This is a genomic window from Megasphaera sp. AF13-6AC (assembly GCF_027685385.1).
Taxonomy (GTDB): domain Bacteria; phylum Bacillota; class Negativicutes; order Veillonellales; family Megasphaeraceae; genus Megasphaera; species Megasphaera micronuciformis.
Genome location: NZ_JAQCUN010000013.1, coordinates 1,580 through 21,146 on the forward strand (window position 1 = coordinate 1,580; position 19,567 = coordinate 21,146).

Below are 19,567 nucleotides of genomic sequence, written 5' to 3' on the forward strand. Positions count from 1 at the left end.
ATGAAAGTAAAGCCGGTAAGATTGAATATCGTACGGATAAGGCCGGAAATATTCACTCTCCCATCGGTAAAAAATCGTTCGACGCAGCCAAGTTGGTAGAAAACTTGACGACTCTCGTCGATACGCTGATTAAAGTGAAACCGTCCGGAGCAAAAGGTCAGTATATCAAATCGATTACAGTCAGCTCGACAATGAGCCCGGGGATTCACATTAACCAATTCAGCATTAAAGGTGCTGTAAAAGCGGAAGAAAAATAATATCTCTCTTAGCTGTAGACTGAAGGTATGTATAATGGACTAAGGTCCGCCATCTGAGGCTATGAAACTGGTAGATATATCTGATAGATACTGGTTCGGCCTCACATGCACATGCATGGAGGCCGATTTTATTGCTAAGACGATATAAATCCAACAAGAGGAGGTGTATCGAATGTCTATGCCTACACACGGCGTATCTCCGGCGAAAGCCGCTGTTGTCGCTGAAATGAAGGAAAAGTTGGAATCTGCACAAGGTGCTGTTCTCGTCGGCTTTACAGGCCTTACCGTTGCCGATGTAACGAAACTTCGTCGTAAATTCCGTGAAGGCGGTGTTGAATATAAGGTTATCAAAAACACTTTGACTCGCATCGCAGCCGATGAACTCGGTTATGACGGATTGGATTCCCACTTGGAAGGACCTACGGCTCTCGCATATTCTGCAGAAGATGCTGTAGCTCCTGCAAAAATCCTGAAAGCTTTCATTAAGGAAACTAAAACGGAAGCTTTGACGGTTAAAGCAGGTTTGGTCGACGGTCAGGTCATCGATGCCGCTGCAGTTAATGCATTGGCCGATTTGCCGAGTCGCGAAGAACTTATTGCCAAATTGCTTGGCAGTATGCAAGCTCCCGTATCCGGTTTGGTCAACGTTCTTCAAGGCAATATTCGCAACGTCGTTTATGCTCTTGAAGCAGTTCGTGCTAAAAAAGCGGAACAGGAAACAGCTTAATTTTAACTTTGAAAGATTAAACTATTACGTAAATTACGGAGGAACTTAAAATGACTAAAGAAGAAATCTTACAAGCCATTGAAGGCATGACAGTATTGGAACTTTCCGAACTCGTTAAAGAGATGGAAGAAAAATTCGGTGTATCCGCAGCAGCTCCCGTAGCTGTAGCAGCAGCTCCCGCAGCAGGTGCAGCAGCTGGCGGCGAAGAAAAATCCGATTTCGACGTTGTATTGGCATCTGCCGGCGACAAGAAAATCAACGTTATCAAAGTTGTTCGTGAACTCACGGGTCTCGGCTTGAAAGAAGCAAAAGCTATGGTTGACGGCGCTCCCGCAACTGTAAAAGAAGGCGTAGCTAAAGCTGCTGCTGAAGAAATGAAAGCTAAATTGGAAGAAGCAGGCGCTTCTGTAGAATTGAAATAATTCTGCCATTTAGAGGCCCCGCCATTGCTTAGGCAATGGCGGGGTTTTTGTGTACCTGTTTTAAGCTCGTAGATTGATTGCGCATAAAGTGTATGATAAATGTCTATGAACAAAAACATTACAGTTGTAGTGATTGTAGTATAATAAAGGATATTTGAAATGGGGGGATAAAAGTAATGAGTAGACCTTTAATCGGCGTGTCCGGAAGTATTATCCGTGATAACGGCGGAGCCTATGTCGATTTACGGCGGGCCTATGTAAATGATAACTATTTGAAATCTGTTGAGCGGTCCGGCGGCACTCCCGTTATTCTTCCTTTTACGGAAAATGATGAGGTGGTTTGCGAGCTTATGGAGCATGTTGACGGACTTATTTTGTCGGGCGGTCATGATGTATCACCCCTTGCTTACGGAGAAGAACCCTTACAAGGCCTCGGTGATATTTGGCCGGAGCGAGATCACTTCGATATGATGCTGTTAAAGGAAGCGGAAAGACGAAATCTTCCCGTCTTTGCCATTTGCCGCGGCATGCAGGTTCTCAATGTTTATCGCGGTGGCAGTCTATATCAAGACTTAAAGTATGCAAAGGTGCAGATGAAGCACTCTCAAGGGCAGACGCCCGGATTGGCGACTCATACTATTGAGATAGAGGCGGACTCTCGTTTAGCAGAGATCTTAGGTGTGACGACTTGTGTCGTCAACTCTCACCATCATCAGACAGTGCACCGGGAAGGTAAGAATTTACGGATTACGGCTCGTGCTAAGGACGGGACAATTGAAGCTCTTGAAGATCCGTCGCGGTCGTGGTTTATTGCCTGTCAATACCATCCTGAAATGATGGCCTTCAAAGATAAGCGTGCGCAGGCATTATTTGATTCATTTGTTGCCGCAGCGAAGAAAGGATAAGTTATGAAAGAAGCAAAGAATAAATTCGGCTTTTGGAGCATTGTACTTCTGGGCATTAACGCTATTGTAGGAACCGGGATTTTCCTTTTACCCAACAAGGCCTACGCCGTTATCGGTTCGGCCAGTCTGGGAGTTCTCTTTTTCGATGCACTCTTAGCGGGTTGCATTGCTCTCTGTTTTGCCGAAGCGGCGGGATTTTTTACTCGTAACGGAGGTCCTTACTTATATGCGAAGCATGCTCTGGGAGACTTCTGGGGTTTTGAAGTAGGCGTGTTGAAATGGGTTGTTATCATTATTGCCTGGTCTACCATGTCCGTCGGTTTCGCAACGGCTTTGGGTGCCGCTTTTCCGATGTTGGGCGGTGATATGAATAAAAATATTATAGCTTCCGTTATTATCATTCTCTTAACCGTTTTGAATTTATTAGGCGTCGATACGTCAAAACGCTTAAATGATTTGATTACGGTTTCCAAATTGGTGCCTCTTTTTGCCTTTATTTGTGTCGGCATTTTCTTTGTAAACGGCAGCAATTTTACGCCTGTCTTTTTAAATGATGAATACACGCCCGGCTCTTTTGCTCAGGCAGCCGTGCTACTCTTCTTCGCTTATACGGGATTTGAAGCCATTGCCGTAGCAGCTGAAGACATGGACAACCCGAAAAAAAACTTGCCTAGGGCTATTATTACGGTCATGGTCAGTGTTACCGTGCTGTATCTATTGATTTTAGGCGTATGTATCGGCGTTATGGGGCCTGAACTGGCTTCGTCGCAAGCCCCGGTGCAGGATGCTTTTTATAAAGCTATCGGTCCTGTAGGTATGTACTTCGTTCTGGCCGGCACTCTTTTGTCTATGGGCGGTATTAATTTTGCACAGGCTTTTATGGCGCCGCGTATTGCTACGGCCTTATCTGAAGACGGTATGTTGCCGGCCGTATTGTCAAAAAGGGATAAGAAGAATATTCCCTATGTGGCGGCTATTACGACAGCCGTGCTCAGTTTACTCTTGGCTTGGAGCGGCAGCTTTACCATGCTGGCAGCTATCAGTGCCGTATCACGGTTTACACAATATTTACCGACTTGTATTGCCGTTATCGTATTCAGGAAAAAGTGGGCCCACAAAGAACGGCCCTATAAAATACCCTTCGGCATAACCATTCCCCTTATTGCCGTCGTCGTTTCTTTGTGGATGCTGTTCCAGGCAACAGCGGCCCAATTGACTTGGGGACTTGGCGGATGTATTGTAATTTTGCCGTTTTACGTAATGTATTTGCGTAAGAAGAAGGCAGGACTTATTAAGGAATCGGAAGAACTGTAATCATACAGATACATCCGAATTAAAAAATCATGAAAAAAGCGATGTCTTAAAAAAAGTAAGACATCGCTTTTTTTCGCGTAAATAAGGGCTTTGCAAAGTTATACCCAATGAAAAAGAATAGGCTTTGTATTGCCAAAAAACTTAACTTTGGCATACAATAAGAATACTGAGGAGAGGAGTTCTTACATGGCAAAGATTACCTTACCGACCGGATTTGTTTTCGATTTTTCGGGACTGTACGGAGAGAATTATGTTACAAGTGAAGAAGTAGAGGCGTTCAAGCCTGAATGGGAAAAGGGCCATGAAGCCGTTTGCGAAATGCGTCGTACGGGAAAGGCCGCAGGGCATTTATCCAAAGACGGAGGACAGGAACGTGTCCGCTTTTTTCAGCTACCCTTCATAGGTGAAGACAAGATTAATACGCCTGAACGAATTCGGTTTATTGAAGCCTATGCACAATCTTTGCGGCAGCGAGTGGATGCTGTTATATTCTACGGTGTGGGCGGATCGTATTTGGGTGGTAAGGTATTGTTTGATGTTCATTGCGGTGCGGTGTGGAATTTGTTAACATCCGAGGAACGTAGCGGTTATCCGAAGATATTCTTTGCCGGCAATAATGCGGACGGACGGTCCCTTTGCGACCTCAAAGCTTTCTTTATGCGTGAAAAGAAACGGAAGTCCGATTACACCGTAGTACACATTGTCATTTCCAAATCGGGAACGACGATAGAACCCATGGCAGGCTATGTGACAATGGAAGGAGCTCTGCGAAAACTCGGTATTTGTACCGAGACGGCAGTGATTACATCGCCGACTGAAGGAGAAGGGGAAACACTTTTGCATAAAACGGCTCGGCAAATGAAGTGGCCTATGTTTTATGTGCCTGACGGTATCGGGGGACGCTTTAGCGTTTTTTCCGAAACGGCCTTATTAGCCGGTGCTATCATAGGCTTTCCCATTCGTGAATTTTTGGCCGGAGCGGCGGCTATGGATGAAGCGTGTCGTACCTCTGACATTATGAAAAATCCGGCGTTACTGAATGCCGTATTAAAGTATCTGGCAGCGGTTCATCACGGTAGGACGATTGAAGTATTCATGCCTTATGCAGATGCATTGAAATCCTTGTCGGAATGGTATGTACAGCTATCTGCCGAATCATTGGGAAAACGCAGAAATCGTCACGGACAGAGTGTTTTTTACGGTCGTACGCCTGTCGCTTCGGTAGGGACGACGGATATGCACGCTCAAACGCAGGAACATCAAGACGGACCGCATGACAAGATTGTACAGTTTGTAGTCCTGAAAAAATGGAAAAAAGATGCGGTCATCCCTGAAAGGTATGCTGAAACGGCGGGACTTGAAGATCTGGGCGGGTTAGCATTGAGTGATATTATGACAGCCGCTTGTGCTGCCAACGCGACAGCTTTAGGCGAGGATGATAGGCCTCATGCGGTTTTTGAGTTACCTGAACTTTCAGCTTTTCATTTAGGAGAATTGATGTATATGTTGTGCTTGTCCGTTGCTTATGAAGGAGAGTTGGCCGATGTGGATGCATTTGACCAACCGGGTGTGGAAATTTACAAGCGCCATTTGCGAAATACCTTGAAAAATCTCAAAAAGAGGTGATTTCCGGGTTATGGTTCATATAGACAAACCAATAATGGATAAAGTTCGGAATCTGTCGATTCACGTAAAAAACAAGTTTCTTCCGTACGGGATTATTCTTCTCGTTGTCGGCGGCATCGGTATTTTTTATGATGACAGGTCGTCCGTGCCTATAAAGGAGGAGGAGAAGCTTGCAGAAGCATCTTCTCCTCCTTTGTGTTCCGCACCGAAGAAAGAAGAAGGAAAGCAAACGGAAGGAACACTGGTATTCAGCACGGCCGGAATCGCACGCCGCAAGCCTTTGCCGGACCTTTTTGTTACAGGGACGGCTCATGAGATTGAGCAGAAAAAGAAGCCGGCCGGTATGACTGGGAAGGCGAAAGAAGAGCTGAAAAAGCAACCTGTCTTACCGCTTGTCAAAGGGCGTTTTGTCAATGAAGGTGCTTATTTGGTTATTCTGTCATCAACGGCAGATACTCGTGTTTGCGCTGTAGATGAAGAGTTTGACGGATTTCGTATTGTATATATATCTGCTATATCCGTCATCTTGGAAAAAGAGGGAAGGCAATGGGAAATTAACGGATAGGAGTGGGATAATGAGGAAAAAGGTACTGATTGCCGTGGCTCTTTCTTGCCTTATTTTCGGATCCGGCAAGGGATACTGTGCCGGTAATATTCAAATAAATGCGCATGATGTACCCCTTCGTACGATTCTTGAAGGCTTGGGACGAAGTGCGGGAATGAACATTTTGATTGACGAATCCGTAAAAGGGAATATTACCGTATATTTGCATAATGTATCAGCTCAAGAAGCTCTACAGTCGGTCATTCACGAAGCGGGCTTGTGCCTTGAAGAAAAAAACGGGATAATTTTAATTGAAGGGGAGGGGGAAGGGCAGAAAACCGTTTCCGAGGCCTTTCCCCTGTCTTATATGAAAGCAGCCGATGCGGCGGAAGTTGCCGGTGTCGCCTTACATCAAGGCAGTGTGATGGCCGTCGGCGGCTCCAATGCGATAGTTATGACCGGCAGGCATAGCGATGTGACGGCAGCTAAGAAGCTTGTACAGGCAGTGGACCGCGCACCTCAACAGGTGGACGTGGAAGCGGAAATTTTGTCCCTTAATAAAGAAGCCGTCAAAGAGTTGGGGATTGATTGGTCCTGGTCGGAAGGCGGAGGCGGTGTGGGGAAACCGCGATTGCCCTATATAGAGGCACGTCTTCATGCCTTTGTTTCCGACGGAAAAGCTTCTATTTTGGCTAAACCCCATATAATGGCGACAAACGGAACAGAGGCCAGGATTTTCATCGGCGATCGAATCCCTGTCGTGACGGAACGTGTAGCGGGCGGCGAACGCTATGCGACGACAGAATATAAAGAAGCGGGTATTTTATTACAATATACGCCTTATATACATACTGACGGTACGGTTACGGCTAATATTCACGGAGAGGTAGGCATGCCCGTGTATGTTCGAGATTTAAGGGCTTATCGGGTGGCTACACGACAAGTGGATACGCAGGTACATATCAAGGCGGGAGAGCGCATTGTAATCGGCGGACTCATAGGCAAAGAGGAAACGGAGAACCTCCGTAAAGTTCCGATATTGGGCGATTTACCGCTTATCGGAAAACTGTTTCGCAGTCGCTATCGCTCGAAAAAAGAAACAGAGGTTATTATTATCATTAAGTCGGTTATTTTGCCGCCTGTCGGTTGACGTCCGGTTGCGGCGGTAGTATTCGAGCCTATATTCAAGGTACGTATTGCAGGAAAAAATGAACAATTATGCATATCGTATCTTGTTTGGGATTAGAGGTGTTCAGTGATAAAATAGGCGTGTGAGAATATATCGTTGGAGGCGGTAATGTGATACCTGTGTATATTATTTCGGGATTTTTGGGAAGCGGCAAGACAACGCTTATTCAAAGTCTGTTGAATCGTACGGATGTAAGCAAAGTAGCGGTTATTGAAAATGATTTCGGTGAGGTCAGCTTTGATGCGGCTGTTTTAAAGAGACAAGGCGTACGCCTTGAGGAATTACCGTCAGGTTGTATTTGTTGCACCTTAGTGGGAAACTTCAAGGAATCGTTACGAACCGTATTAAAGGACGGCAGTGCGGAATTAATCGTTATCGAACCGTCCGGAGTCGCAAAACTGTCGGACATAAAAGACTTGTGCGAGTCGGCGGAATTTGCCGGAAACATCGGACCTCTAGTAACAGTTACCGTCGTTGACGGGTCCATGGCCGTCATGTATGCTGAAAACTTCGGGGAGTTTTTTGTCGATCAATTGCGTGAAGGACAGGTTATTGTGGTCAATCGTACGGATGATAAAGCGGATGAAAAAGAGCTTCGACAGTTATTACAGCGAGAAAATGAAAAAGCGCAAATCCTTTTTGAAATTCCTGAAGACTTTGATTTTGCGTCTTTTGCGTCCTTAGCTTCGGGAATAAAGACGCATGGACACTTATGCACTTGCGGATGCGGGCCTGATGGACATGATCACCATTGTCACGAACATGAAGAGCATTGCCACGGGCATGAACATGAAGAAGCCCCGTTTCAAACTCTGACCGTAAGAGTAGATACTTGTCGCACTGAGGCGGAATGGGAAGAAACACTCAAGAGGTCATTGGAAGCGGAGCCGAATATATTGCGCGTGAAGGGCATCGTCAAAGTTCCTTCCGGATATGCAACGGTTCAATATTCGGGGCAGCATATCGATATTAGCGGGACGGTTGAAGCGGATACGGTTATGACCTTTATCGGGACTTCTTTGTCTGAAGAGGACCTTCGTCCTTTATGGAGCTATTAATGAAACCGATTAAGTTATATATTGTCTGCGGTTTTCTGGGAACGGGGAAGACGCGGTGCATTCATGAACTGATGAAAGGATATAGAGGTAAAGTCGCTCATATATCGGCAGAGAAAGGAAGAACAGAGTCTTGTGCCGATGATACCTTATATATTTATCCGCATAAAGGAACTACTCTGAAAGGGATGGCCTATGAAATAGCCGCGTTTTGTGAACGTGTAAGACCCGAGGCGGTTTGGCTTGAATGGAACGGAACTGTTCCTATTGAACAGCTCGTTCGATTACTCCAAGATAAGCGTTTGAAAAGATTGTTTCGACAAGAGTGTATTATTTTTACGACGACACCTCAGAGTTGCCGCTATCTCTTGGCATCGCCGGACACGGCTGTGTACGGACAGCTGTCCGAAGCCGAAAAAGTTGTCATATATGCTTCGTCAACAACGGAATATGAGGAAACGGCAGCATTTTTGAAGAAAATTCACTCCGGCTGCCGTGTTTATTCCGGAGACGCGCTTAATGAAGATGAGACGCGACAACGTATTTTAAAGAGGCGGGGAAGGCACGGCGGAATTCTGACTGTTGCGATGCTCATAGCCTTTACTTCAATTTATGCGTATTTATTGCTTAATACGGACCCGTATTATAATTCAGCGCGTAAAGTGCTTACTTTTTGGACAGCCACCTTGTTACAGGCCTTACCTTTTTTAACGGCCGGAGTACTCCTTTCTTCGGCATTGCAACTCTTTGTGCCTGCCGGGTGGATTGAAAAGCTGCTTTGCCGTAGCCACTTTACAGGAATCCTTACGGCTTTATTAGCCGCCTTTTGCTTTCCTCTTTGCGATTGCGGGGCCGTCCCTGTATTTCGAGGCCTCATGGTTCGCAAGGTTCCGGTATCAACGGCACTCACCTTTATGTTGGCCGGTCCTTTAATTAACCCGGTTGTTCTCGTTTCAACATATGTCGCCTTCGTCGGTAATGAAGCCGTTTTTTGGTGGCGAACCTTGGGGGGGATAGCAACTGTTTTTGTTATAAGCGTTACCTTTTTTGCCTATAAGCCTGAAGAAACGATGCAGGTCGGAACCGTTCCGACGGCGGCGTGTCGGCGCTTCGGTGAAAGAGAAAAGGAAAACGCTTTTTTGCGCTATACGGATCACGGCAGAGGCGACTTTTTCAGAGTGATTCCTTACGTATGTGCCGGGGCTTTCATTTCAGCCGTTTTTCAGGTATGTGGCGGGAACTTTTCAGCGACTGTCGGCGATTTGGGGCTCCTCGTTATCCCTTGCATGATGGCGGCGGCTTTTTTCATGTCTGTTTGCTCGACTGCTGATGCTGTTATTGCCAGAAACTTTTCCGCCTTTGTACCGACGGCGGGAATTATTGGATTTCTTATTTTCGGGCCCATGGCGGATTTAAAGAATTACTTACTGATGCGAGCTTATTTTTCATCTTCCTTTGTTTATCGTCTCATAACGACGGCTTTTATTGTCACGGCATTTACAGTAGCCATGTATGTTCTTGCGTCTAAGGGGGTGTGATGATGAAAACTTTGTTTTCTCGTCGTGCCGCTTGCAGTGAAGGAACGGCATTGATGGTTGTAGCGGCTTTGTTGACATCCTTAATAGTGACCAAACGTAGCGAATCATATATGAATCCCGTACTGACCCCTTTTGTAGTGGCAATGGCAGTCGTGTTCTTGTTTTGGGGATTCAGTCGTATTTTTAGAGCGACTCCCACACGCACTCGTTCCTATGCGGCGGCGGCTACACTCGGCATGATTGCCGTCTTGCTTGCCGGACCGGCTATATTCGGTATTATGCCTGAATCTCCCGCCGATCGACTGGAACAAAATGAAGGCGGTGAAGTCACGCCTTTCGGCATTGACTTTGAACATATACAAGGCGACGGTATTGACGATAATAAACGCCAAGTGGTTATCGGTTCGAATAATTGGTATACCACAATATTTAAACTGACAAAGTACGTTGATAAGTATGCAGGCTATGAAGTGTATATTACGGGATTTGTATCCTTTTATGACGACAGTTTAAAGCGACCGGATTTTACCATATCTAGATATTTAATGATTTGCTGTGTCAATGACATGTCTCCCTTCGGGCTGCCATGTATACTTACGGACGGGCAAGAATACGGTGAATATCGGTGGATTGCCGTTAAAGGGAAAATCGAAGTAGGTGATTATCACGGCATGAAGAGGCCTGTACTAAAGGTAGAAGAAATCAGACAGGCCGCCAAGACGGTTGTATATGTGTATCCGTATAGATAGACGGGCTGTTTTTGAGTAGCCTTTAAAAATAGAAATAATCGAAAGAAAGAGGCATAGGCAGTGCGGAAGCCTCTTTCTTTTTGTTACAGGAATTTTTCAATCTCTTTTCGAGAGTAGTTGAATATACGAAGTGTGTTAGAATATAAATACGAGTCATTCGCAATTTGCTGACTGAACGGATTATTTACTGTCCGAACGGAGTAGAAAAGGAAGACTTTCTTTGATAAGATAATCACATATCATTGATGTTGACTATCAAAATTATTCAAAGTCCCGTATAGATACAGGACGGACAAGGAGTGTAGTAAAAGATGGATAAGATTTATGCGGCAATACAGTTATTGGAAAGCGGCGGACCCGTAATGATTCCGCTTTTTATATTGTCGGTCATTACAATAGCCATTGCTATTGAACGCGGTATTTATTACAAGCGAAATCGGAAAAAGTCTCAATCTTTCTTCTCACATATTGAAGGGGCGGCCAAAAGCGGTGACTGGAAGGTAGCCGAAGAAGTTTGCGAACACTCTCAGACCGCTATTTCCCGAATTATTGCGGCAGGCCTTCAAGACGACTCGACAGAAGAATCCATGAAATCCGCTTTTTCGGAACAAATGGCTCTGGAATCGGCAGCGTTTCAACGGTATCTTGACTACCTCAGTGCCATTGTTACAGTAGCACCGCTTCTCGGTTTGTTGGGGACGGTAACAGGCATGATTACGACTTTCAGCGTACTTGACGGAGGTATGGGTGCTTCCGCTATTACCGGCGGTGTCGGCGAAGCTCTCGTGGCAACGGCAACGGGCCTTTGTGTAGCTATCATTGCCTTTGCCGTTTATACTTTCTTTACACATCAATTGGATACGATTGTTTCCGATACGGAACGCTTATGCATTACCGTCGTCATGGGGAAAAAGAAAAGTTGGGGGCGTAACTGATGTTTAAGAACTACAAGTCCAAAAGAACTCCGCAGTTCATGATTATCCCGATGATTGATATTATCTTTTTTTTGCTGGTATTCTTTATGATGAACAGCATGCAGACGGTGGCACAGAAGGCGTTGGCCGTTCAACTGCCTCAGGCATCAAATGCACAGACTCCGACGCAGATGCCGGTTATTATCACCCTCGATGAAGAAGGGCATATTACGATGGATAATAAGCCTGTGACTATTGATGAAGCATCGCAGATCATGACCCAAAGAATGGCGGAAAACTCGAATGCAGCCGTAATTTTACAGGCAGACAAACGTACCGCTCACGGACAAGTTGTAGCCGTCATGGATATGTTGAAAACGGCAGGTGTGCGACGGTTGGCGGTAGCGGCGGAACAGAAGGGATAGAGGTATATGAGAGACTATATAAGAGCAAAATCTTTTGCCTTGTCAATTGTCGTCAATCTCCTCCTTGTTCTCGTCGTAGCGCTCTTTATCGTACCTAAGATCATTATGGATCGGGAGGAAGAGCAGTTTTATGTAGTCGACTTACAGTCCGATTGGTCACCTGACAGTGAAGGCGGTCATTCCGGCGGCGGTGGAGGCGGGAACCTTTTTCCCGACAAGCTGAGCGAAGCGGACATGGCGAAACGTGTTAACCAGGTTGTTCAGTCGCAGTCCGTATTTGCCCAGCCGGTTGAAAATGCGGGAGAAGACAGTGTTAACGTCCCCGCGGCGTCGTCAGAAGGCGATCGCGATATGAGTTCCAGTACGACCGGTGGCGGCGTCAGCGGTAACGGGCCCGGAACGGGCGGCGGCAGCGGCGGCGGTGGAGGCGGGAACCTTTTTCCCGACAAGCTGAGCGAAGCGGACATGGCGAAACGTGTTAACCAGGTTGTTCAGTCGCAGTCCGTATTTGCCCAGCCGGTTGAAAATGCGGGAGAAGACAGTGTTAACGTCCCCGCGGCGTCGTCAGAAGGCGATCGCGATATGAGTTCCAGTACGACCGGTGGCGGCGTCAGCGGTAACGGGCCCGGAACGGGCGGCGGCAGCGGCGGCGGTAACGGCGGCGGTACGGGCTCGGGAAACGGTAATGGCAACGGATACGGTGAAGGTACAGGTAGCGGAAGCGGAACGGGAGAAGCTCCGCGAGCACCTTTCGACTACGAGGGATTTAGGGCGGCTGTAGAAGCGAACAAATCCTATCCGCCTATGCTTATGAAACGGAATATTGAAGGAACGGCGACTATCGGTGCCACTATTTTACCGGACGGTACCGTAACGGATGTAGTGGTTCTCGGTGCGAGCGACGGTCAGTTCGGCTCGGCGGCGGCAGCGGCAGCAAGAGCCGTCGGTCATTACCCCAACCCGACAGGAGGAACGGTAGAAACACAGACGACCGTGCGATTTGAAATTACGGACGGAGAATAATAAAAAGGGATGTAACATGAGGTTACATCCCTTTTTGGTAAGGAGGATATTATGAATACGCTGATAGTATATGACAGAAAGAAAAATCAAGGGCCGGCAGTGATCATCGGATCTATAATATCAATGAGTGCCTATGCCGCATTGAAGGACGAAATAAATGATAAGGCATACGGACGACTTATTGTGGTAGCGGATAAAGACAATTTTAAGGAAACGGCCAAAATCAGGAATCGATTTGCAGGAAAAAATATTGTCTTATGTCCGGTGCAAACGGAAGCAGATGAGGGAACAAACGTTGAAATCCGTGCGGATGAACGAGTTATGCTGTTAAAAAAAGAGTCGCTTACAGATGATGCTGTAGCCGTAGGGGAGCGCTTGGCTGATGAGGCGGATGCGACTAAAATGCCGCCTCGCGAAGAACGGTTTTGCGAAGTCGTCGGCCAATTTTTGCGGACTCATGATACGGGAGTCTTGGCTACGGGAGAAGAGAATAAGATGCGTGCGACACCTATTGAATATGTCATATATGACGGTGCCTTTTATTGTTTCAGTGAAGGCGGGCACAAATTTTCATATATGTGGAAAAATAAGAGGGCATCATTTGCCGTCAATGATCCTTTTAAGGGATTGCCTACCTTAGCCGGTGTACAGGCCACCGGACGAGTCGGGATTTTGTTGCCGGGACAGGAAGTTTACGAGAAAGTATGTGCCCTTAAGGGCATTTCGGCACAGACAATTGAAAAGATGCCCGTTGTCTTACATCTCATAGAACTCCGCCCCGAACAATTGACCTTCCTGTGGGGACCTTTCATAAAGGAAGGTCTTCCCGTAAAACAAATATATGTCGGCGATATGAAAAAAATATTGAAATAAATACCTTAACGGAGCTTAATTTGTCCAAATGGAGTTGAAATGAAAATCATTATTCTGTAATCTAAAGGTGCAAGCCGAGTCCCCAATCGGCATATACTTATAGACGACTGTGTGATACTACACCTTCCGCAGCCTGTCCACAAGGATAAAAAGTCCTTGCCGACAATAAATCGGCAAGGACTTTTTGTTTGAAGACCGTAAACGTACTGTATCATTAGGGTCTAGCATAGATAACACGATAATGTTACAGAAATATTAATATAATCGATGTCTGTTCGGATTATTTTTGGTACGAACGGAGTAGAATCGTCAAGAGTTTAGATGATAAAATTAAGAAAAATTATCATGACATAAATATAAAGAAAAGAGGATTGCAGTATATGAAAAAGGTAACCGGGCGCACCCGCCGCATACAATCATATATGATGTTATCTTTGGCGATTGCAGCATGGTTGGCTATGCCCGTATATGCAGACGGAAACGGTCGTGTTGTTACTCGAGATATTATCGTACAGGCTACAAGAGCGGAAGAAGAAGCTAAGTATGAAAGCCAGCAGACGTCGATTATAACAAGCAAAGAAATTGAAAAAAAGCAGGCAAAGTCTGTTGAAGATGTCATCTTCCAAGAAACGGGAGTTTCGCGAACGGTTGACGCTATGGGGCGTGTGGGTGTTTCCATTCGCGGTGCCGAACCTCGACATACGCTCATCCTGGTAGACGGGCAACGGGTTATGGGTGACTTGGCCAAGTATTACGGGGCCAGTGATGAAGTGACACGGCTGGGGACTGAAAATGTAGACCACATTGAAGTCATTCAAGGGGCTGCCAGTGCTAAATACGGTGCCGATGCCATCGGCGGGGTCATCAATGTAGTGACCAAAAAGGCGAAAAAGAAGCCGACGATTCAGATTAATGCCGAAGGTCGGCGAGTTCGCGGAGAGGGTGACATATTCCCGTACCAAAATGTCTTCTTCCGTGCCGACTCGGGAGAAATGGGTAAATTACGACTCGGCCTTTACGGAAGTAAACGAGATATTATGCCGGTTTATGCTGCACGAGGGCGATCCAGCTCGGCTATGCAGACCAAGGTTACCAACTTCGAGAAGAACTCCCTCCGCTTTTACGGAACGGCTTCCGATACAGGTCTTACGGGGACGTATAAACTCGATGACAAAAACTCTCTCGATTTTCGTGCCGACAGATATAATGAAAACCTCGACCGTTACATGAAACACAGTGACAGCATGATGGAACCGCAGCAACATTTTAAGCGGAATATGGATAGAGATACGTACGGTTTTACATGGACGGGAAATAACGGCGGCAAAACCAATTGGTCCGTTGACGCCAATTACTCGCGCACGAGAGAAGATGACGTTACGGTCAGCAGCTATTACGGCAAGTCGTCCTATGAAGGGAAGAACCAGCTTGAGTATGTAGATGACGTGGATCATCGACAGTTGAGCATATCGGCCAATGCGTCGACACAGGTCAACGATAAGCATCTTCTTTCTTACGGCTTCGGCTTTTCGAAAGAAGACGGATCGGGAAGTCGCTTGAAGAGTGCTCCACATGTAACCTTGAAGCGTATTGATCCGTGGGATTATGATAAGAGCCTCTTCGTCATCTCCAAAGAAAGTCCTCTCGTTTCGGGTCAAAGCGGGGAAGTAGCTTCTAACGTCCATGCTTATGAAATATTGCGTGACGAAAACGGCATTCCTTACTGGAATAATGCGGCAGAATGGTATAACTATGATCGCAATGACCCGACGAGTCAAAAAGCCGATTTTACGTATACGGACTATAAGCAATACTTCCCTAACGGTGCTTCACTGGTTTCTTATGATAACTTACCGGCAGCCGTCAAGGCAAAGGCCGATGCATTTGCCGCCAAAATTCTGGCGGAAAATGCATCTAAGTTTGCCCCTTATCCTCCCTTTTACCATAATATGTTGGCTATTGAAAGCTATTACAATTCTCAAGCCAATATCCAGGGCGTTACCTTTAACGGCAAGCGGTTTAAAGAAGCCTTTAAGGATCGCAACAACATGGTCTATGTAGGTAAGGCATCCATTAATAAACAGTACCTGGTCTTACAGGATATGTGGCAGGTGGACAAAGATACCATTGTTACTCCGTCTTTGCGTCTTGATAAGAGCGACCTCTTCGGGGCCCACTTAACAGCTAACCTGGGACTTACTAAAAATATAGGCGGCAATGTACACCGTCGTTTTAAGGCTAATATCGGTACGGGTTACACGGAACCGGGCATGGGTGAACTGTACTATAATTGGGAAATGTACAGCAGCAGTCCGGTGGGCTCCGATACGGCTCGGTTGGGTTGGTACTTTATCGGCAACCCTGATTTAAAGCCGGAAAAGTCTCTTAACTTCGACATCGGATATGAAACGGAAAATGCCAAGACGAATACGCGTTTCAATCTCTTCCATAACCGTATAAAGGACTATATGTCCATTTACTTTACAGGCGCCTTAATGGATTTTCACCCGGAACTTACGACCGAATCCTTATGGGGAGCTTCCAAATTCCTCTATGCCCCTGATATGATTTACAGCTTTAAGAATATCGGCAAGGCTGAAATAACGGGTGCGGAATTTGAAGTAAAGCAGAGATTTAATAAGCACTGGAATGCTAAATTGGGATATACGTGGCTCCATGCAATCAATAAGACAGACCCCAATATGCCGCGGCAGCTCTTGGATAAACCTGTTCACAAAATCGATGTCGGCATCAATTATGAAAATGAAAAAAGCGGTTGGAGCGGAAGTCTTTGGGCCGACTACTATATCAATATGCTGGACAGCAACTCTATTGCCAATAACGGTAATTATATGGAATCTTATATTGCTCCCGACAGTCAGCACTCGGTTATTAACTACCACTTCGCCGAACGAGGAAAGCAGACGTACCAGAAGAAAACCTACGGAATTTGGAATTTAATGGTCCAAAAGAAGTTCAGAAATGATGCCATGATGTATTTCGGCATTGATAATATTTTTGCTCACCGCGATGATGACAGAGCTTTGCAGGACCGCGTGTATCGTTTCGGAGTAAATTTGAAATTCGGTCAGCACTACAAGACCGACGGTGAAAACCGAACCGGAACGGATACGGGCAAGGCGGGTCAGGCGGCTGGAAACAGTGCGACAGCTGTAGGAACTGACGGAAAGAAAGCCGTTACAAGTGAATCTGTGAAGTTATCGAACTTTATACAGGCTCCCTTTGATACGACGCGTGAAAAGGGTGTCGATTTCATAGGCGATTACAGAGCCCGTTGGAATGCTCATGACGGATCGGAACGGCCGGCAGCCAGAACCACTTTTGACTCTCGCGTCGGCAGTGCGGAAAAGAACCTGCGAGACAATGATGAACACGGGTTTGAACAACGTATTCGCGTCGGAGTGGACGCGAGAATTGATGATAAGACAAATGTCAAAGCCGTTGCCAGCGCATCCGGTATGACGGGTGTGGATACGTCGTACGATATGTCTGAAAGCAAAGGATTCAATCATGCTCGCCTCGATACCCTTGATGTCACCCGACATGCCGCAAAATGGGACTATTCACTGGGTCGTCTGAATGAACGGATGGGTGTAACCGGGTACTGGTTCGGCAAAGAGTACGACGGAGCTCGCGCTGTCAGAACGGATGGAAAATCTCAGTTGCGATTAGGCTTCGGCAGTTTTAAGAACAGTACGGGCATCAGTGATTCCCCGTATACTCATGTCGTAAGAGAAAACTACATGCGTGTACCGACGATTGATGAATTCATCGGCCTTATTTCTAATGACGTGGGTATCAGTTTTAATGGTGAAAAGCGGGTGGCCAATGCTCCCGATACGATTAATTTCTATCAACAATTGGAACGTGCCAAGGCGTCCGGAGCATCGACGGAAGAATTGATGGGCATTATGCGCCATATGTACGATATAGCCAAGGCAACGTACGGTAATTATTTAGATGAAGCCGTACTGTCGGAAGCAAAGTTTGAAATTCGCCAGCCTGACGGAGTGACGGTTACGTATACGGACGATAACGGAAACGAACATACGAAGACCTTAACCTATGCGCCGTCTATGTATTATTCGGGTGCTAAGAAATTTTACATTCCTTATAATGACGGCAGTCCCTTGCAAGGACGATCCTTCTTCGACAGCTGGTGGGATGCTCATAAGGGCGAAATTGAAAGCAACTACGTAGAAGAAGGGTTTGCGGCTCTTTCGTTTGAAGACGGTATTGAGGCGGAAGATGTAACCGTCGATATGGATGCATTGAAGGAACAAATTTACAGAAACGATTTTGTATCACCGTCGTCGACGGATAGCCTCTTTGCAAGTCAGGGCATGCCCTATGTCATTAATGAATATTTCAGCGCCGTAGCGAAACGAATTCAAGAAACGGACGGCGGCAGTCAGTTGCCGCGTGAAGCCTTTAAGAATACAATCGGCGAAATCATCCCCGCTTTTACGGGCGTACTCGTAAAAGATGATGTTCCGGCGTTGAAGCGAGCGGCTTTCATACAGTATAAACGTGAAATTACGCCGACTGTCGGTGTATCCGCTTGGTACTTACGCTCCTTCGGAGACTCGTATAAGACTGACAGGGCGACGGGAACGGTTAACGAAAAGCACGAATTTTCGACATTGGCTAATGTCTTCGGCATAGGCGCAGCTTGGCAAATCGGTAAAGACGTATCACTTTCCTTCGATTACGGGCAGAATCGAACCAAGTTCGGGCGATTCCTGAACGGTCATACGACATACGAACATGCTTATGCTTCGCCGGTATTCAATATCACCGGATATCAGGCAGGTGGAACCCCTCATTTCTGGACTGTTCGTTTCGATATGGGCAAGGCCGATACCAAGGTGCCCGGAAGTTGGAATGCCTTCGCGGATTATAAGTATTTTGAACACGGCTCCTTCTTCGGCGGTAACGGAACGGAAGGAGTACCGGATCGTTACATGGACGGTATTCGCAGCTTTACTTTCGGCGCCGGATATGTGCCTCGTAAAGATTTACTTATTGAAGCCTTCTATACCTTTGATGCCAAGGGGACGGGCAAACGAGATACTTTGTACGGGCCGGAAAACTTCCGCCTCGGAAATTATACTCGTATACAGGCAACGTATAAATTCTAGATTCGAATTGATGTATCAAGACGGTCGTCTTTGCAGCATTGCGGAGACGACCGTCTTTTTTAGGGATTATACGGGTGTTGATTGCAGGCAGAAACTACAATTTATTTTAAGAAAAAGTGACATTTTATTAACAAAGAAAACACAAAAATCATCTCCGATTGACCGGTTTAACAAAATGTGATAATTTTTATGTAAAAGAGTTATCAATTTCTCGAGAACTCAACAGAATAAAGGAGTGTCGTTTATGAATGCAAAAAAATCTGTTCGTTTACTTGTCAGCGCTCTCGCCGTCACCTTGTGTACATCTTTTTCGGCGTTAGCCTCGTTTTCACCGGTCCATTCCGTGGTCTTCGGGCCGGAACGCAATAACTACGATGATTCGTTTAAAGATCACGGTAACAAATTTCATATTTCTTATGCTCGCGAAAACGGCGTAGCTCAGATTATTGTAAAACAACACAGTAAGGTTATTTATACGAAAGAAGTACCGTCTCTCGGTCGTTACTATACAATGGAAATACATCAAATTGTAAATAACGATGACGGTCGTAACTTCTATATCGTTCAATCTAAGGATTCGGAATTTGCTTACCTCATGGGTTATGACGAACGCACAAAATCTTGGCAGACCTATACGGATGCTCGGAACTATTATTCGCCCGTAGCCGGTGAAGCCGTACATGAAGGGATTACCTTGCATTACGGTGACTTGGGTGTATATCATTTTAATAATCTGAATGATCAGTACCACTGGTATAAGCTTTTCTGGGATAATAAAGCTCAGTGGTTCGGCTATAAAGAAGGGGCGGAAAATCGTCGTACGACGTATTTCAACAGCTCTTTG

Annotated in this window: 15 protein-coding genes and 2 pseudogenes; all 17 read left to right on the top strand. The window is 46.1% G+C overall.

Annotated features, from left to right (window positions below; genetic code table 11):
* Positions 1–257, top strand: a pseudogene (locus PGX78_RS01655) (50S ribosomal protein L1); the annotation flags it as partial.
* A 178-nt stretch (positions 258–435) separates the two neighbouring features.
* Positions 436–984 carry a 50S ribosomal protein L10 gene (gene rplJ, locus PGX78_RS01660; protein WP_006941111.1) on the top strand — a complete coding sequence of 183 codons (549 nt, stop codon included), beginning with the start codon at positions 436–438 and terminating at the stop codon, positions 982–984.
* Between the two features lie 50 nt (positions 985–1,034).
* Entirely contained in the window at positions 1,035–1,406 is a 372-nt protein-coding gene (gene rplL / locus PGX78_RS01665; RefSeq protein ID WP_270445118.1) for a 50S ribosomal protein L7/L12, read from the top strand.
* Positions 1,407–1,582: 176 nt separating this feature from the next.
* Entirely contained in the window at positions 1,583–2,311 is a 729-nt protein-coding gene (locus PGX78_RS01670; RefSeq protein ID WP_270445119.1) for a gamma-glutamyl-gamma-aminobutyrate hydrolase family protein, read from the top strand.
* 3 nt (positions 2,312–2,314) lie between these two features.
* Entirely contained in the window at positions 2,315–3,625 is a 1,311-nt protein-coding gene (locus PGX78_RS01675) for an APC family permease (RefSeq protein WP_270445120.1), read from the top strand.
* 186 nt (positions 3,626–3,811) lie between these two features.
* Positions 3,812–5,251 carry a glucose-6-phosphate isomerase gene (locus tag PGX78_RS01680; protein ID WP_270445121.1) on the top strand — a complete coding sequence of 480 codons (1,440 nt, stop codon included), beginning with the start codon at positions 3,812–3,814 and terminating at the stop codon, positions 5,249–5,251.
* 34 nt (positions 5,252–5,285) lie between these two features.
* A complete protein-coding gene (locus tag PGX78_RS01685; RefSeq protein WP_270445122.1) occupies positions 5,286–5,816 on the top strand; it encodes a hypothetical protein in 531 nt (176 codons plus the stop codon).
* 10 nt (positions 5,817–5,826) lie between these two features.
* Positions 5,827–6,945 carry a type II secretion system protein GspD gene (locus PGX78_RS01690; RefSeq protein WP_270445123.1) on the top strand — a complete coding sequence of 373 codons (1,119 nt, stop codon included), beginning with the start codon at positions 5,827–5,829 and terminating at the stop codon, positions 6,943–6,945.
* A gap of 149 nt (positions 6,946–7,094) precedes the next feature.
* A complete protein-coding gene (locus PGX78_RS01695) occupies positions 7,095–8,042 on the top strand; it encodes a CobW family GTP-binding protein (RefSeq protein WP_270445124.1) in 948 nt (315 codons plus the stop codon).
* Complete coding sequence (locus PGX78_RS01700) at positions 8,042–9,577, top strand: permease (RefSeq protein ID WP_270445125.1); 1,536 nt, start codon at positions 8,042–8,044, stop codon at positions 9,575–9,577. Before PGX78_RS01695 ends, PGX78_RS01700 begins: the two co-directional genes overlap by 1 nt.
* Positions 9,577–10,326, top strand: coding sequence for a TIGR03943 family putative permease subunit (locus tag PGX78_RS01705; RefSeq protein ID WP_270445126.1), 750 nt, complete (start codon positions 9,577–9,579; stop codon positions 10,324–10,326). Before PGX78_RS01700 ends, PGX78_RS01705 begins: the two co-directional genes overlap by 1 nt.
* Before the next feature lie 311 nt (positions 10,327–10,637).
* Positions 10,638–11,261, top strand: coding sequence for a MotA/TolQ/ExbB proton channel family protein (locus PGX78_RS01710; RefSeq protein ID WP_270445127.1), 624 nt, complete (start codon positions 10,638–10,640; stop codon positions 11,259–11,261).
* A complete protein-coding gene (locus tag PGX78_RS01715) occupies positions 11,261–11,665 on the top strand; it encodes an ExbD/TolR family protein (protein ID WP_006941099.1) in 405 nt (134 codons plus the stop codon). Before PGX78_RS01710 ends, PGX78_RS01715 begins: the two co-directional genes overlap by 1 nt.
* Before the next feature lie 6 nt (positions 11,666–11,671).
* Complete coding sequence (locus PGX78_RS01720) at positions 11,672–12,688, top strand: TonB family protein (RefSeq protein ID WP_270445128.1); 1,017 nt, start codon at positions 11,672–11,674, stop codon at positions 12,686–12,688.
* Positions 12,689–12,739: 51 nt separating this feature from the next.
* Complete coding sequence (locus PGX78_RS01725; protein ID WP_270445129.1) at positions 12,740–13,561, top strand: pyridoxamine 5'-phosphate oxidase family protein; 822 nt, start codon at positions 12,740–12,742, stop codon at positions 13,559–13,561.
* A 380-nt stretch (positions 13,562–13,941) separates the two neighbouring features.
* Positions 13,942–18,723 (top strand): TonB-dependent receptor domain-containing protein, encoded by a 4,782-nt coding sequence (locus tag PGX78_RS01730; RefSeq protein WP_270445130.1) that lies wholly within the window; start codon positions 13,942–13,944, stop codon positions 18,721–18,723.
* A gap of 244 nt (positions 18,724–18,967) precedes the next feature.
* Positions 18,968–19,567: pseudogene (locus tag PGX78_RS01735) on the top strand (hypothetical protein); the annotation flags it as partial.

What these genes read in the sequence shown, in the direction of transcription:
- rplJ (WP_006941111.1), top strand. Translation starts at nt 436, where the DNA reads ATGCCTACACACGGCGTATCTCCGGCGAAAGCCGCTGTTGTCGCTGAA.
- rplL (WP_270445118.1), top strand. Translation starts at nt 1,035, where the DNA reads ATGACTAAAGAAGAAATCTTACAAGCCATTGAAGGCATGACAGTATTG.
- PGX78_RS01670 (WP_270445119.1), top strand. Translation starts at nt 1,583, where the DNA reads ATGAGTAGACCTTTAATCGGCGTGTCCGGAAGTATTATCCGTGATAAC.
- PGX78_RS01675 (WP_270445120.1), top strand. Translation starts at nt 2,315, where the DNA reads ATGAAAGAAGCAAAGAATAAATTCGGCTTTTGGAGCATTGTACTTCTG.
- PGX78_RS01680 (WP_270445121.1), top strand. Translation starts at nt 3,812, where the DNA reads ATGGCAAAGATTACCTTACCGACCGGATTTGTTTTCGATTTTTCGGGA.
- PGX78_RS01685 (WP_270445122.1), top strand. Translation starts at nt 5,286, where the DNA reads ATGGATAAAGTTCGGAATCTGTCGATTCACGTAAAAAACAAGTTTCTT.
- PGX78_RS01690 (WP_270445123.1), top strand. Translation starts at nt 5,827, where the DNA reads ATGAGGAAAAAGGTACTGATTGCCGTGGCTCTTTCTTGCCTTATTTTC.
- PGX78_RS01700 (WP_270445125.1), top strand. Translation starts at nt 8,042, where the DNA reads ATGAAACCGATTAAGTTATATATTGTCTGCGGTTTTCTGGGAACGGGG.
- PGX78_RS01705 (WP_270445126.1), top strand. Translation starts at nt 9,577, where the DNA reads ATGATGAAAACTTTGTTTTCTCGTCGTGCCGCTTGCAGTGAAGGAACG.
- PGX78_RS01710 (WP_270445127.1), top strand. Translation starts at nt 10,638, where the DNA reads ATGGATAAGATTTATGCGGCAATACAGTTATTGGAAAGCGGCGGACCC.
- PGX78_RS01715 (WP_006941099.1), top strand. Translation starts at nt 11,261, where the DNA reads ATGTTTAAGAACTACAAGTCCAAAAGAACTCCGCAGTTCATGATTATC.
- PGX78_RS01720 (WP_270445128.1), top strand. Translation starts at nt 11,672, where the DNA reads ATGAGAGACTATATAAGAGCAAAATCTTTTGCCTTGTCAATTGTCGTC.
- PGX78_RS01725 (WP_270445129.1), top strand. Translation starts at nt 12,740, where the DNA reads ATGAATACGCTGATAGTATATGACAGAAAGAAAAATCAAGGGCCGGCA.
- PGX78_RS01730 (WP_270445130.1), top strand. Translation starts at nt 13,942, where the DNA reads ATGAAAAAGGTAACCGGGCGCACCCGCCGCATACAATCATATATGATG.